The organism is Paenibacillus sp. Aloe-11, assembly GCF_000245715.1.
Lineage (GTDB): Bacteria > Bacillota > Bacilli > Paenibacillales > Paenibacillaceae > Paenibacillus > Paenibacillus kribbensis.
In genome coordinates this window covers 51,695-66,907 of the sequence record NZ_JH601050.1, presented here as the reverse complement: position 1 = coordinate 66,907, position 15,213 = coordinate 51,695, and the positions used below count along the sequence as shown (strand labels likewise).

At 46.6% G+C, this 15,213-nt stretch carries 11 protein-coding genes, 1 CRISPR repeat array and 1 riboswitch (1 of these 13 running past the window's edge); of the genes, 8 read left to right on the top strand and 3 right to left on the bottom strand.

Annotated elements, in window-relative coordinates; all coding sequences use genetic code 11:
• Positions 1-341: direct repeats of the CRISPR family, unit length 30 nt; unit sequence ATTTCAATACATCACATGTTGTGGTTAAAG (it extends 19 nt beyond the left edge of the window).
• Positions 342-1,181: 840 nt separating this feature from the next.
• From WG8_RS06385 to WG8_RS06360, 6 genes are all read left to right on the top strand, one after another.
• Positions 1,182-1,889 carry a response regulator transcription factor gene (locus tag WG8_RS06385; protein ID WP_007429314.1) on the top strand — a complete coding sequence of 236 codons (708 nt, stop codon included), beginning with the start codon at positions 1,182-1,184 and terminating at the stop codon, positions 1,887-1,889.
• Between the two features lies 1 nt (position 1,890).
• On the top strand, positions 1,891-2,835 hold the full coding sequence (locus WG8_RS06380) for a sensor histidine kinase (protein ID WP_007429313.1): 945 nt from the start codon (positions 1,891-1,893) through the stop codon (positions 2,833-2,835).
• Positions 2,836-2,936: 101 nt separating this feature from the next.
• A complete protein-coding gene (locus WG8_RS06375) occupies positions 2,937-3,860 on the top strand; it encodes an ABC transporter ATP-binding protein (RefSeq protein ID WP_007429312.1) in 924 nt (307 codons plus the stop codon).
• The gene (locus tag WG8_RS06370; protein ID WP_007429311.1) at positions 3,853-4,548 is read left to right on the top strand and encodes an ABC transporter permease; all 696 of its coding nucleotides are present in this window, start codon (positions 3,853-3,855) and stop codon (positions 4,546-4,548) included. Before WG8_RS06375 ends, WG8_RS06370 begins: the two co-directional genes overlap by 8 nt.
• Positions 4,549-4,623: 75 nt before the next feature.
• Positions 4,624-4,768: riboswitch (FMN riboswitch) on the top strand.
• A 137-nt stretch (positions 4,769-4,905) separates the two neighbouring features.
• The gene (locus tag WG8_RS06365) at positions 4,906-5,853 is read left to right on the top strand and encodes a DMT family transporter (RefSeq protein ID WP_007429310.1); all 948 of its coding nucleotides are present in this window, start codon (positions 4,906-4,908) and stop codon (positions 5,851-5,853) included.
• 256 nt (positions 5,854-6,109) lie between these two features.
• On the top strand, positions 6,110-8,137 hold the full coding sequence (locus WG8_RS06360; protein WP_007429309.1) for a methyl-accepting chemotaxis protein: 2,028 nt from the start codon (positions 6,110-6,112) through the stop codon (positions 8,135-8,137).
• A 126-nt stretch (positions 8,138-8,263) separates the two neighbouring features.
• Here WG8_RS06360 and WG8_RS06355 read toward each other — a convergent pair whose 3' ends face one another.
• Together WG8_RS06355 and WG8_RS06350 are read right to left on the bottom strand one after the other, a co-directional pair.
• A complete protein-coding gene (locus WG8_RS06355) occupies positions 8,264-9,745 on the bottom strand; it encodes a carboxylesterase/lipase family protein (RefSeq protein WP_007429308.1) in 1,482 nt (493 codons plus the stop codon).
• 196 nt (positions 9,746-9,941) lie between these two features.
• Positions 9,942-10,505, bottom strand: a complete 564-nt coding sequence (locus WG8_RS06350; protein WP_007429307.1) for a GbsR/MarR family transcriptional regulator — start codon at positions 10,503-10,505, stop codon at positions 9,942-9,944.
• Positions 10,506-10,930: 425 nt separating this feature from the next.
• Here WG8_RS06350 and WG8_RS06345 point away from each other — a divergent pair, with 425 nt between their 5' ends.
• Together WG8_RS06345 and WG8_RS06340 are read left to right on the top strand one after the other, a co-directional pair.
• A complete protein-coding gene (locus tag WG8_RS06345) occupies positions 10,931-12,154 on the top strand; it encodes a quaternary amine ABC transporter ATP-binding protein (protein ID WP_007429306.1) in 1,224 nt (407 codons plus the stop codon).
• Entirely contained in the window at positions 12,129-13,883 is a 1,755-nt protein-coding gene (locus WG8_RS06340) for a glycine betaine ABC transporter substrate-binding protein (protein WP_007429305.1), read from the top strand. The genes WG8_RS06345 and WG8_RS06340 overlap by 26 nt, the downstream gene beginning before the upstream one ends.
• 106 nt (positions 13,884-13,989) lie before the next feature.
• On the opposite strand, the gene WG8_RS06335 is transcribed toward WG8_RS06340, so the two are convergent.
• On the bottom strand, positions 13,990-15,213 hold the full coding sequence (locus WG8_RS06335; RefSeq protein ID WP_007429304.1) for an ABC transporter permease: 1,224 nt from the start codon (positions 15,211-15,213) through the stop codon (positions 13,990-13,992).

The following is a 15,213-nucleotide window of genomic DNA, read 5'->3' as shown; positions in this document are numbered from 1 at the left end:
TTGTAGTTAAAGGATTGGTACCCAAGTGAAACTGTAGCTGCTGACAAATTTCAATACATCACATGTTGTGGTTAAAGCCGGATTTGTCCGGCGTATACAATACCCCAAATTCTATTTCAATACATCACATGTTGTGGTTAAAGGCTTTAAAGAATCGTATAGCCAAGTTGCTGACAGCAATTTCAATACATCACATGTTGTGGTTAAAGCTTCTGCTGCTGCTGGGAATAGCGATCTCAGTACAGATTTCAATACATCACATGTTGTGGTTAAAGTCCAATTCCTGCGCAGCGATCCGGACGGCGACACCGATTTCAATACATCACATGTTGTGGTTAAAGGCTAGCAAAATCAAGCTTTTCAGTATTAACAATGTGCTTATTTTACTACAGCCACAAGGGTTTCGCAATTTTTTCCCAACCATAAGTCCCCTCCCCTTTGAATGTAGAGAAAAACGTCTGAGTCCCTTGTGGTTCTAGGTAATTCCCTGTATCATGCCATTTAGAGGTTGGGAAAAAAAGTTCTTCCTTAGCCCTCCACCTTCTCAATTTCAAGCAACTTCAAGGACTACGATATTTTTATTTTTAATATTGGAATCCGTCCTCAAAATGGACCTTTAGTCTGTATTGTAATGGATTTCTTGGAGGTATAATGGTAAATATATTTGCTATATAATTCGAACTCGAAAATGAACATATAAACGGAGTAGGCGGAATAGTGCTGTACAAGCGAAGCGGTCGCTTTTGTCCCCGGATTTCTACCCTGATCATAGGCTTTATCCAAGAAATCCGGGGGCGGTGGCGATGGGAAGCACTATCCGACTGCGCAGTGGCACGATATGAAACTTTTAAGTTCGATGTATATAGTTCAATACAATGAAATTAACACTTGGTGTATTTAAATTTGTAATTCTTTGTTGAATCTAATGAAGTTTAGCTCAAACCATAACATTTGATGTATTTCTAATCTCCTCCTAAAAGCTATTAAGTTGCCACTTTGCAGTATTCAGTATTTTATTACATTTTTTTAAATTCATCTTAAAATTCCTTGTATTTCATTGTTGATTTTAAAGGCTTAAATATATAGAAATCCTCCCCAGACCCGTATATAATCTAATCAGTTTCATCTAACATTCCTACTTATGAACTGATCCCCAAAATTAGGAGGTGCTACACACACCTATGAATCCCCACATACTACTTATTGAAGACGATCTATCCATCGCCGAAATGCTGCACAAAGCGCTCAGCAAAGAAGGCTACAAACTAACCACCGCCTATGACGGGGAAGACGGGCTTGCTGCCTTTGAACGTCACACCTACGATCTGGTGCTGGTGGATTTGATGATGCCGAAGGTAGATGGCATGGAAGTGATTCGTCGAATCCGTACCAGTAGCGCGGTTCCGATCCTGATTATGTCTGCCAAGGATACCGACGTGGATAAAGCGCTTGGACTGGGATTTGGTGCGGACGATTATGTCGCCAAGCCTTTTTCGATGTTGGAAATGACCGCACGTATTCAATCTGCCATCCGCAGATCCACTACATATGCCCGTCAGCAACAGCAGGAGGAACAACCGAAAGCACCAGTTTTGACCTATGGCAAGCTGCATATTGATTTGGATCATTTTACCGTCATTCGCAATGAAAATGAAATTCAGCTAACCGCCAAAGAATCCGATATTCTCAAGCTGTTTGTAACCAATCCGAACCGGGTATTTACGAAAGCGCAATTATACGGATTTATCTGGAAAGAGGACTATATGGGCGACGAGAACGTGATTAATGTCCATATTCGCCGTCTGCGTGAGAAAATCGAAGAAGATCCCTCTCACCCTGCCCACATTAAGACGCTTTGGGGGATAGGCTATAAATGGGAGAACGGCTGATATGAACATCGAGAACATGTCGGGATGGATTGTCGTCATCATCCTAACCGTCGTTATTTTATGGTTTTGGCGGGAGCGTATGGCCTACAAGCGCAGTATTCAGGATGTCCGAACCCTACTGGAGCGGATTGTGACGGTGAACCATGCGGAAAAGCTGCTATATGTCACAGGTGATGCTGAGCTGCAACGGCTCATGACAGAAATCAACCGTCTGCTGGACCTGAATCTCAGGGTGTCGGTGGATTACAACCGAAGCCAAATCGCCATGCGCAAAATGATTTCAAATATTTCGCACGATCTCAAGACCCCGCTTACGGTGGTGCTTGGATATGCCGAGATGCTGGATGGTGATCCGAATATTTTGCCGGAAGAACGTACAAAGCTGCTATCCAAAATTCATCAAAAAACAAACGAAGCGATTGAACTGATCGGCAGTTTTTTTAGCTTGGCGAAGCTGGAGGCCAATGATACGGACATTCCACTAACACGGCTGGAGGTGGGAGAACTGTGCAGACGCAGCATTTTGGAGTTTTATGATCTGCTGACCGCACAGGGGTTTGCAGTGCATATTGATATCCCGGAGCATCCCGTTCATGCCTTGGGAAACGAAGGAGCCATTGCACGGGTGCTGAACAATCTGATTTCTAATGCAATTCGCTACGGGGCGGACGGCCAGACGCTGGGACTGAGTCTATGGGAACAGCAGGACACCGTGCGTATAGAAGTATGGGATCGTGGGAAAGGCATACAAGAGCCGGAGCAGGACAAGGTTTTTGAGCGTATGTACACACTGGAGGACTCACGCAATAAGGCGGTACAAGGCAGCGGACTGGGTCTTACGATTGCCAAACGACTGGTCGAGACGATGAACGGAGAGATTCAATTGACCAGCAAGCCTTATGACCAGACAGTCTTCTCTTTTACCTTGAAGAAAATCAACTATTAACTATTCATTGAACTTAATAAATTTGTAAGAATCACGAAAGAAAAATGAATATTTCACCCTTTATTCTTGAATCATCAACAGTATACGAAGGGAGAACACCCATGACTTACATATTACGTACACATCAGCTGACCAAAGCCCTGAAGGGCAATGAAATTGTAGCAGAGGTCAGTATGAATGTCCGAAAGGGGGAAACCTATGGCTTTCTCGGTCCCAATGGGGCGGGCAAAACAACGATAATGAAAATGATCACCAACCTGCTCAAGCCGACATCGGGTGAGATTGAATTGTTCGGTGAAAAATTGACGCCAAAATCGTACCATCTGCTCGGACGGATGGGTTCGATTATCGAATATCCGATTTTTTATGACAGGCTGACGGCCCAGCAAAATCTGGAGCTGCACTGTGAATACATGGGCTATTATAACAAGCAGGCTGTTCGGGATGCACTGGAGCTAGTGAACTTGCGCAACGCGGGTGACAAGCCGGTAAAGGACTTTTCCTTGGGGATGAAGCAGCGTCTCGGGATCGCCCGAGCCATCGCGACCAAGCCGGAGCTGCTGATTTTAGATGAACCGATTAATGGTCTGGATCCGGTAGGAATCAAGGAAATCCGCCAGTTATTCCACATGCTGTGCAAGGAATACGGGATGACCCTGCTTGTGTCCAGTCATATTTTAGCGGAAATTGAGCAGATTGCAGATACGGTGGGCGTCATTAATCACGGGCGGCTGATTGAGGAAGTGTCGATGGAACAGGTGCGGGAAACCAATACCGAATACATCGAATTTTCAACCAATGATTGCAAAAAGGCAGTCTACGTCCTCTCGCATCATCTGAATCTGAATAATATTCGGGTACTGAACGAGCAATGTGTACGTATTTACGATACAAGTGTACCGCAAAAGCAAATTACAAAAACCCTCATTATCAATGATGTAGAGGTGGATTCCATTCATCAGAAAAACAGTACGCTGGAAGATTACTTTTTGCGTCTGCTAAATGGAGGTGATCTCCATGCTTAAATTGATGCAGCTAGAATTGAAAAAATTCCATCTGGCAGGATATATCCGTTCAGCCCTGATCGCCAATGTCTGCATTCTTGGGCTTACCTGCCTCATTGCGAAGACCACCCAAAGTGAAGGTATACACGAATTTGCACAGTACACTCAGATTCTGGATCTCATGGACAATTTGGTCAGGGCCACTTTTATCGTATTTGCCTCTGTTCTGCTGTGCCGCTTTATTGTAGACGAATTCAAGTCCAAATCAATTACCATCTTGTTCATGTACCCGATCCACCGTAAAAAGCTGATGATTGCCAAACTCTTGGTCGTGCTACTGTTTACGTTCCTGTCCATTATGATATCGGAAATTGTCATTACAGCTGCCATTCATCTGCTTAATCAATTTGTCGTTATTGTACCCGATCAGCTTACGCTTGCTGTGTTGGGCCAGCAATCAGTACGGACGCTGATGAATGCCGTTGCCGCCAGCTTTATGGGATTGGTTCCGCTGTATATGGGAATGCGAAAATATTCTGTACCCACAACCATTGTGACCTCCATCCTGATTGTAGCATTGCTTTTCTCCAATAATAACGGCCCTACGCTTAGCTCCTTTGCCCTCGTGCAAATTGGCTTTTCTGTGCTGGGAATGCTTGTCGCCTATGCAGCGATTCGCCGCATTGAGTATAAGGATATTACCTCGTAAAATGAGTACACACATTTTTCACTGGACTTCATTCTAAAACGGGTATATCCTATAGGAGAAATTAAAAAACGGAATAAGGATCTTCGGGGTAGGGTGTGATTCCCAACCGGCGGTATGGCTCATGGAGCTAAGCCCGCGACTCTGTATCTGGCAACAGGATACGGACTGATTTGGTGAGATGCCAAAGCCGACGGTAAAGTCCGGATGGAAGAAGATCGAAGCATGAACATGCCGTGAAGTGGATGAGTGCGGCAAGTTTATTTGATCAACCCCCGTCTTGCATGGCCTCTTGCCATGGACGGGGGTTTTTGTGCCATTTGTGCCACCGGTCCTGTATTCGCAAGGAGCTAATTGAATATGAGTCAAACATCAACTGTACTAACTTCCAAGGGTTTTGATCGCAGTTCTCACATGAAAAGCGGTTTTTGGCTAGTCGCGATTGGAGCAGCCTTGTGGGGTGCTGACCCGCTGTTTCGTATTATTTTGTTAAAATCATTCACATCAGCCCAAATTGTACTGATGGAGCACGTGCTGCTTTTTATTGCTTTGGCACCGATCCTGTGGAAGCACCGTGAGGAGCTTAAAGCAGTACGGCTCCGCCAAGCTTTTGCTATTTTGTTCGTCTCGTGGGGCGGTTCAGCTTTGGCCAGCGTGATTTTCACCATGGCACTCAGCAACGGTGATTTGAATGCCGTTCTTTTACTCCAAAAACTGCAGCCGTTGGTCGCTATTATTCTGGCACGTATTATTTTGAAGGAAATGCTGCCGCGTAATTTTGGAATTCTTATTGTTATCGCTTTGTTAGGGACGTATCTTCTTACCTTCGGCTGGTCACTCCCCTTCGGGCATGCTCGTGATTTTGTCCAAGTCGGCAGTCTGCTGGCATTGGGAGCAGCGGTACTATGGGGCGGCTCGACAGTTATGGGAAGCTATTTGCTTCGCTCGATGAAATATGAGACGGTAACCTCCCTGCGCTTCATGGTGGCGCTCCCCATGCTGATTGTTCTCACCTCTGTGGAGCATGCGCCATGGAATATGCCTGCTGGTACATGGGCGGGCGCAGCCGTGATTATCAATCTATTATTGCAGGCACTGCTGCCGGGTCTTCTCAGCCTGCTGCTGTATTACAAGGGATTGAGCACGACCAAAGCGTCTTATGCCACCATGGCGGAATTGAGCTTTCCTATGGTCGGTGTCGTGATTAACTGGATCGCATTCCAGCAAATTGTTACCATAGCACAACTGACTGGTTTTATGCTTATCTGGATTACACTGTTTATGATTTCACGTCAGCAAAAAAACTAACAGGTAAGTTCATATCCATTTCATCACTTATCCGAGTCAAATCCCTAAGCCAAATCGCGATGATGCTTTTGCGTCTCCGATTTGGTTTTTTATGTATAAGTATTAATACATAATATGCTACTTTTGAACTATTTTTAAATAAAAACGTCTAAAACATGCAACTATTCTTCGTTTGCCATAGATTACATCTATAAAATCCACTGCTTTTTGTCGAATAAAACAATGTAGTGATCATCAGACACAGAGGAGAACAACTATGACTAAAGCAAAACAAACAGTTCCATGGTGGACCAGGTTTCTCAGACAGTTTTATTTAATGAGAACAAGATTGATTGTAGCTTTTTTGGCTGTCTTATTGATTCCAAGTGCACTTATTGGATACTTTTCTTATCAAGGTGCTACAACGCAACTCAGTCAGCAAATGAGCGGTTCTGTGTACACGAATCTGTATCTGATTCGAAGCAATGTCAATCAGTATGTATCGCCTATTATGAAGGATGTGGACGTGCTTGCCACTGAAATCAAATCTGATTCCATTGCTGCCGACGAAGATGCCCTTCAGAAAAAATTGAATGTCATCGTCAAGGCTCATCCCGAGTTGGATGCTGCGCTCCTCGGCAATGCGAAAGGACAATATATTCGTACGCCGAAAAAAAAGGAGGCCGATTATGATCCAAGGGAGAGAAAATGGTACAAAAATGCGATGCAGGAAAAGGACAAAGTATCCGTCAGTGTTCCAGCTGTCAGCGTCACGACAGGAAATTTAGTGGTTAATTTATCAAAAACGCTGGAAGACGGTCAAGGAGCTATTGCCCTCTCTTTGAATCTGGACAAAATGAGTCAAAGCCTCCAGTCTGTTAAGATTGGCGAACGCGGGGGACTCTTTATTGTTGATTCTAATCATAAAATTGTGTCTGGAGCTGGAGCAGCCTTTAACAATACAGGCAAAAAACCGGCAGACACCATTGAGGGACTTCCCGAAGCGAAAAACGCTGAAAATGATACTCCTTCCATATCACAAATTCAATTTATGAATAGAGACGTGCTAGCCTTTACACTCAAGGACCCTGTCACCGGATGGAGCATTATCGCACTGTCGGATCTGGAGGATTACAGTGATGCTGCCCAACCGATTTTGAAACAAAGTCTCATCGTTATCGCCATATCCGTACTGGTTGCTGCTATCATTATTTTCCTGATGATTCGTTCATTCCTGATTCCGCTGCGCAAGCTGCAAGCAGGAACACGTATCGTCCGGGATGGGAATCTGACCGAACGTGTTAACCTGTCCAGTAAGGACGAGTTCGGCGAGCTGGCCCAGAATTTTGACCAGATGACACATGCCTTGCATACGATGGTTTCCGAGGTCAATCAAACGTCCTCCCGACTTGCTTCCTCTTCCCTGATGATCAAGGAAAGCACGGAGCAAACAACGGAATCTGTACAGCATGTAGCGGAAACCGTCATGGAATCCGCCGAAAATGCGGCCACCAGCGCCGAGGCATCCGAGCAAACCGCCAATGCCGTTGAAGAAATGGCCAAAGGTGTCAGCACCATTGCCGAATCAGCCAGCTCTATCGTGGATTCAGCAGGACATACCGAGCAGGATGTTGCTCAAGGCAGCAAAATGATTAGCAATGTGCGGGCACAGATGGACCGTATTCTGGAAGCTGTAAGTCAAACGGCTAGCCTGATGGATGAGCTGTCACAGCTCTCTGACAATGCGAAGCAGATGAATAGTGCTATTGCTGCCATTGCCAAGCAAACGAACTTGTTGTCTCTAAATGCATCCATTGAGGCTTCCAGAGCAGGCGAAGCCGGCCGTGGATTTGCCGTGGTCGCTATAGAAGTACGCAAGCTGTCGGAGCAATCCAAGGAAAGCGCCGATTCCATCAGTCAGATTATTACGCAGATGCTGGATCTGATCCAACGCTCTACTGCTACGATGAATGGCAATGTTCGTAATCAGGTGGGTGAAGGATTGCGCATCAGCCAGGATGCAGAAGGTGCTTTTGCGAATATTGAGCGCTCCACGTCTCATATCGTAGAGCAAATTCAAAGCGTATCCGCTGCTGCTGAAGAAATCTCGGCCAGCACGGAAGAGGTTTCGGCTACCGTGACCCATCTGGCAAGCCTGTCCCGCAGTTCGGCGGACAGCTCACAGACTACATCCGCTGCCGCTCAGGAGCAGATGGCGGCCATGGAGGAAATCGCTTCTTCGTCCCAGGAGCTGTCCAGGATGGCACAGGATTTACAAGCACTCGTGAAGCGATTTAAAATTTAGCTTCCACATTAAAACAAGCCTTCGTCCAAATACGAGGGATTGACCCCTGTCTCACTAACAAGGTCAGTCCCTCATTACGAGCGAGGGCCTTTTTAATTAAATGGGCTAAATGAAGTTGTTACATGCTTATACACCTATCTGCCCCATTAACTGGCGCCGTTTATCCCCTTCCGGGTCATACTCCACAGTGATATTCTCATGAAAAATGGTCGTAGCGCGTTTTTCCCTGTCATACGCCGACCATTCCCTTTCTGGCAGCTCAGGCCTTCCAGTACGTGCAAAAGTCACCCATGCCTGCTGCATTTCCTTAGCCAACGTCCGCATCGACGGTTGAATCTCTAATCCGAGCTTGTCCAGCAGCTCCAGATTATCGAAAACAAACGCAATTTCCGCGCCATGAACGGCCTTTCTAAAGGTTGGATGCCCCTGAAATGTCCAGTCAAAACGATACATCCATACTGGCGCATAGGCTGACTGCGCAGCCGCGAGAGCTAAGGCAGGACGCCAAAAAATTAGATCGGTCAGCATTTGCGCCTGACCCTCAATCGTCACAGGAAAAGGTTCTGTCACTTCGGGGATATCCGGCATACCCGTCATCATTTCCAATGCGAGACACGCTGTCTTTTTGTCCATAAGATGGGATTCTTTACGGATGAAATAGTCACCCTCATGCAAGTTTGTTCCGATCAGAACACTTACCTGCTTCGCTGATCCTTGCGCAATCGCAGTCAGAGGCTCGCTAGGCAAAATCACACCGTCCACAACGGGCTGGTAAATCATCGCCATACCCGGTCCAATCACTTCATGCGTCTTCGCCATCGCAAGCATCAGGGCATCCGTCGGCAGCGTAAACAACCGTTCAGGATGTTGAGTGTCCACACCCAATTGCTGCAGATACACAGCTGCTATTTGCTCCGCCTGCGGAGTCGGCAGCACCTGCGAAGCACCGCTCTGCAAGATCGCGCGCTGGAACAAGCCTTCAGCAGCCGGCATCGCCAATAAAGCGGCAATACTCATCGCACCCGACGATTCACCGAACACTGTCACCTCGTCCGGGTTACCACCAAAGACATCAATGTGGTCCCTGATCCATTCCAGTGCGGCAATTTGGTCCAGCAGCCCCGCATTAGAAGTCAGACCATCTCCACGTGGAGTCAGATGCAAAAATCCGAACGGTCCCAGCCGATAATTGATCGTAACAACGACAATATCACCCTTTTGCGCCATTCGCGCCCCATCATATAAAGGAATGATTCCAGACCCGGTGACGAAGGCTCCCCCGTGAATCCACACCATCACTGGACGTCCCTCCACAGGAGCCTCTGAAGCTGGTGTCCACACGTTCAGGTACAAACAATCCTCCGACTGCTCAGGCGGTTCTGCCAGATTCCCGGTCATACTGTCTGCTGATGGCATAGGTTGCGGACAGATCGGCCCAAACCTCGTCGCAGCCCGCACACCCTTCCAAGGCTTCAAAGGCTGAGGTGCGTGAAAACGGAGTTCTCCAACAGGAGGCTGGGCATATGGGACACCTTTCCATGCATGATATCCCTCCCCCGACTCCCCACGCAACTGACCTAGACGGGTATGTACTGTAATACTCTCCATCATCAACCCCCCTTTATCTCGTATGTTCAACACAAACGGCATAATATCAATCCTTACATAGTTCTATTATACCTTGTGCACTGGGACAAACCAAAAATCGAGTTAAGCCAATTAATCCTTTATTAAGTGAAACACAAAAAAACCGGAAGCGCTTTTGGCGCTCCGGCATGTTGTAGACAGGATAGGATATAGGCAATTAATCTTGTACTTCTTCCTTTGGAATCAGCTTGTAAATTTCTTCACTCTCCAAAGAGTCAATTAATCGGTCTAACCACTTATAATAGGCTACGGCCTGCTTCATTTTCAGACGGTCTTGCTGGAGAATCGCCTTAAATTCATCATATTCTCCACCCTGCTCTATCAGCCTGTTCAGCTCATCAATGGCTTTACGCAGCACCAGCAGATTCGTTTCCACCGCTTTTCTCCATTTAATAGCGAAGAAGTCAGTAAATGTTTGATGCCAATCATATTCGACTTCATACAAGTCCTTGCGCGAGCCTTTGCTCCACACCTTGTTCACCATTTTCAAATCCAATAGCGTCCGGACGCCCGTACTCATGCTGGTTTTACTCATTTCCATTTCACGGCCCATCTCATCCAGCGTCATCGGTTTATCCGCAAAAAACAGCAAACCGTACAAATGCCCCGCAGACAGAGTGATCCCATACAAGTCCATGTTTTTACCTATAGCTTCTATGACACGTTTGCGAATTTTTTGCAGCGAAGCCTGCTGCTCATCACCTAACTGGTACAAGCTCATGCTTGCAACCTCCTAATTTTAGAGCATTTTGCATAACTTAGTATGAACGAATTACCCGTGGTCGTTCAAAATCATAATTCGCAAAATTGCTAATGATAGTTAATTTTCAAAATTATGGATATTTATAATTCTTTTTCTTATGGTTATATTTCATTGTCTATTTTAAAAAAAGCACTATCGGTTGTAAAGTTCCGAATGTTTGAGCATTCTAAAGAACGAAGGAGCATTTCGGAGTAAACTTTGTACAGTTTTTTCTGTACGATCTTTATAAACAGTTTTTTCGTTTGAAAAGTAAGCAAGGCTTCTGTTACAATTTATTTTGTCATTAACCGTTCAGGATGCCCGGAATTATGATTTTTTATACCCAATCCATCATGCAACACGGGGTTAATACCAAGCAAAGTATAGAAAGAAGAGGTGTATGTATGACGATTTTGGAAGTCAAAAATGTCAGCAAACTCTTTGGTCCTCACGCAGAGCAAGGTGTTCCGCTCCTGGAGCAAGGCTGGGGCAAGGAAAGGCTGGCCAAAGAGAAACAAATTACTGTTGGTGTCAATAGAGCCAACATGGAAATTAAGCAAGGTGAAATTTTCGTGATTATGGGTCTATCAGGCAGTGGCAAGTCCACCTTGGTGCGAATGCTAAATCGCTTGATTGAGCCTACCTCAGGTGAAATACTTGTCCACGGCAAGGATCTCCGTAAGATGAACAAAGAACAACTCCGCGAAGTTCGCCGTAAAACCATCAGTATGGTTTTTCAAAAATTCGCATTGTTTCCACATCGGACTGTATTGGAAAATGTAGAATACGGCCTTGAAATTCAAAAGGTAGAAAAAGCGTTGCGCCAGGAAAAGGCACAGCAAGCGCTGGAACTGGTAGGTCTTAAAAATTGGGGCGATAAAATGCCCGATGAACTGAGTGGCGGTATGCAGCAGCGTGTCGGTCTGGCACGGGCACTGGCTAACGACCCTGAAGTGCTCCTGATGGATGAAGCGTTCAGCGCATTGGACCCTCTCATTCGCCGCGACATGCAGGATGAGCTGCTGGAGCTTCAAGATAAAATGAAGAAAACCATTGTTTTTATCACCCATGATCTGGATGAAGCGCTGCGGATCGGAGACCGGATTGCATTGATGCGGGACGGGTCGGTTGTACAAATCGGTACACCGGAAGAAATCATGATCCAACCGGCTAACTCATATGTAGCGCGCTTCGTCGAGGATGTGGATCTGTCCAAGGTATTGACGGCCGCCCATGTCATGCTTCGTCCAGAAACAATTACTATGGATCGTGGTCCACGCGTTGCTCTGGAATTGATGCGGGAACGCGGGATTTCCAACCTGTTCGTCATTGACCGTGCCAAAAAGCTCCTAGGTGTTATTAACGCCGAGGATGCTGTTCATGCACTGCGCAACAATTTGAAGATTGAAGATATTTTGATGACAGACGGGCCGCAGGTTGCTGCCGATACCGTCATTAACGATTTGTTTGAAATTACAAGCTCGTCCAAGGTTCCGCTGGCTGTCGTCGATGATAAGCAAAAGCTGCTGGGCGTTATCGTCCGTGGAGCTTTACTGGGCGCACTTAGTGGAGATGTACCCACTACAAAGGAGGTGAATGTCCATGATACCGAAACTGCCAATCGCTGAGTGGATTCAATCCATTGTAGACTGGATGGGTATTCATCTGGCAGGATTATTTAATGTTATTTCTTCCGTTATTGAAGCGGTAGTAGGCTTTTTCTCAGGCTTGTTCATGCTTCCACACCCGCTGGTGTTTATCGTAATTATCGGGATTATCGCCTTTATGATCGGTCGGGTTCAGCTTACGCTGTTTACTGTCATCGGCTTCCTGCTGATTGACAATCTGGGCTATTGGAGCGAAACGATGAACACGCTTGGACTGGTCATCACGTCTGCGCTCATATCCGTTATTATCGGGATTCCCATCGGAATCTGGTGTGCATACAGCAAATCGGCGTCACGCATAATCACGCCTTTGCTTGATTTTATGCAGACAATGCCCGCATTCGTGTACTTGCTACCTGCGGTTACCTTTTTTAGCCTTGGTGTTGTACCGGGCGTAATCGCCTCGGTCATCTTTGCCATCCCGCCGACCATTCGCATGACGAATTTGGGGATTATGCAGGTGTCGGGTGAGCTGATTGAAGCCTCTGACGCATTTGGTTCAACATCAGCGCAAAAGCTGTTCAAAGTACAGCTTCCACTGGCATTGCCCACTCTAATGGCTGGTATTAACCAGACGATTATGCTGTCACTGTCCATGGTAGTTATTGCTTCCATGATCGGTGCGGAAGGCATCGGTGCGGTTGTGTACCGTGCTGTGACACAGCTGCAAATTGGTAAAGGTTTTGAAGCCGGCCTGGCTGTCGTTGTTCTGGCTATTGTACTTGACCGTTTTACGCAAAACCTGTTCAAGCCAGCGAAAAGAAACAAAAGCCGTGTATCCAGCAAACAAAAAGTGTGGATTGCCTCTGCGGTTACAGCCGTCATTCTGATCGCTGGCGCATCACAATATTTTGTTGGAGCCGATCATTCTGCATCTGGCAAAGGTAACGCCGCCGCCAATCCGGTTGGCGAAGAGGTTGATTACAAGATTATCGGGATTGACGCCGGGGCAGGCATTATGAAATCAACTGCCAAAGCGATTAAGGACTACAATTTATCCGATTGGAAGCTGGTAGAAGGCTCCGGTGCAGCCATGACGGCAACACTGGACAAAGCCATTAAAGCGAAAAAACCGATCATCGTTACAGGCTGGACTCCTCACTGGATGTTCAACAAATATGATCTCAAATATTTGGAAGACCCTAAAAAGTCTTATGGTGAAGCAGAGGGAATTCATACGATTGCCCGTAAAGGACTGCAAAAGGATGCCCCTGTCGCTTACGAATTCCTGAAACGCTTCAAATGGACTCCGGAGGATATGGGTGAAATGATGGTTGCCATTCAAGCCGGAACCAGTCCTGAGCAAGCCGCCAAGGATTGGGCAGAGAAGCATGCCGATAAGGTGCAGGAATGGACTCATGGGCTGCAACCTGTCAATGGGGAGCCTTTTAAGCTGAGTTATGTGGCTTGGGATTCTGAAATTGCGAGTACGAATTTGCTGAAATATATTTTGGAAAACAAACTGGGTTACAAAGTAACCGCACTGCAGGTTGAAGCAGGTCCGATGTGGACGGGTGTCGCTAGCGGCGATGTAGATGCCTCGCCAGCTGCATGGCTGCCGTTGACACATGCGGACTACTGGGCTAAATACAAGGATAAGCTTGACGATCTGGGCGCTAATATGACCGGTGTTAAAACCGGATTGGTCGTTCCAGCTTATATGAATGTTAAATCGATTGCTGATTTGTAGGACAGCGGAGCCGCTTCAGCTTCACACTTATGTATTTATAACCAAAAGGCAGATCAGGAGTAGCATCTGATCTGCCTTTTTATATTTGGAATATTTAGAGTTACTTTCAGCCTTTAAGCGTGACACCTTCTTGAGCGGGAACATCGGCATGCTGCCCTGTCGTCTGGTGCTGTCTAAAAAATAGCGGATAAATAGCGAAGGACACCAGAAGAGTCACACAGCCGATGACGCCCAAAGCTATCGTATCCTTAAAGACGTATGTGATGTCCAGTCCTTTGAGCGTAATATTTCGTACAGCATCCAGATAATACGTCAGCGGTAATATTTCGGCAATCCCCCGCAAGAAGCCAGGCATTGCTTCCAGTGGCCACGTATAGCCTGATAGCATAAAGGAAGGAACAGCAATCAGCATCAGGGTTTGAGTAGCATCCACTCTTGTCTTGGAAAAAAGACTGAATAGAAACCCTAAACCGCACAATGCAAAGTTGAAGGCCAGCGACACCATAATCAGCGGAAGAACCTGTCCCCTGAATGGAATATCAAAGTATAACGCGCTGATACTGAATACAGTCAGCACATTGAAGGCTCCTGCCACATAATACGGTGTCAGCTTGGCAATAGCCAAGCGCCAGGGAGTATTTTTCCATGCACCAAATCTCCCCCACGTTCCTGTCTCCTTATCACGTGTGCAGGATAAGGCAATACCAAGCAGCAAGCACTGCTGGAGTGCCGCCGAAATAACCCCTAAGGGCATGAAAAGCTTATAATCATAGACCGGGTTAAACAGAACTCTGGATCGGAACGGGATCGTAGTCAGCGTTGAGGCAGCCTGATCGGCGTTCATTCCCTTTTGCTTCATAGAATTGATAGATACTCCGGCACTTACACTACTGATGACCTGATTCGCGATCCGGCTGGCGCTGTTGGAATACATCATATTGCTGCCGTCAATCAGAGTTAGCACCGGCGGGTTCTCCCCATGCTTAAGCCGAGTGGTGAAATTGTCAGGAATGACGATCCCGACCTTAGCTTCCCCCGTCTCCACCTGATGGACAGCATCCTCCTGATTGGTTGCTTGCCGTGTAACGGCAAATGAATCTGTCGCGTCGAACGCCTGAATGATTTGGCGACTAAGCTGTGAGTTATCTCCGTCATATACCGTGACAGGCATCTCGGTAATCCGCTGATGTGAATACAGGAAGCCGAACAGTATCGTATACACAATCGGCGTAATCAGCAGAATAGCCATAAAGCGACGATCCCGGAAGATGCTCAGCCACTCCTCGCGAAACACATCGCGGATACGAAGTCTTTCCTGTTGATCCTGCAT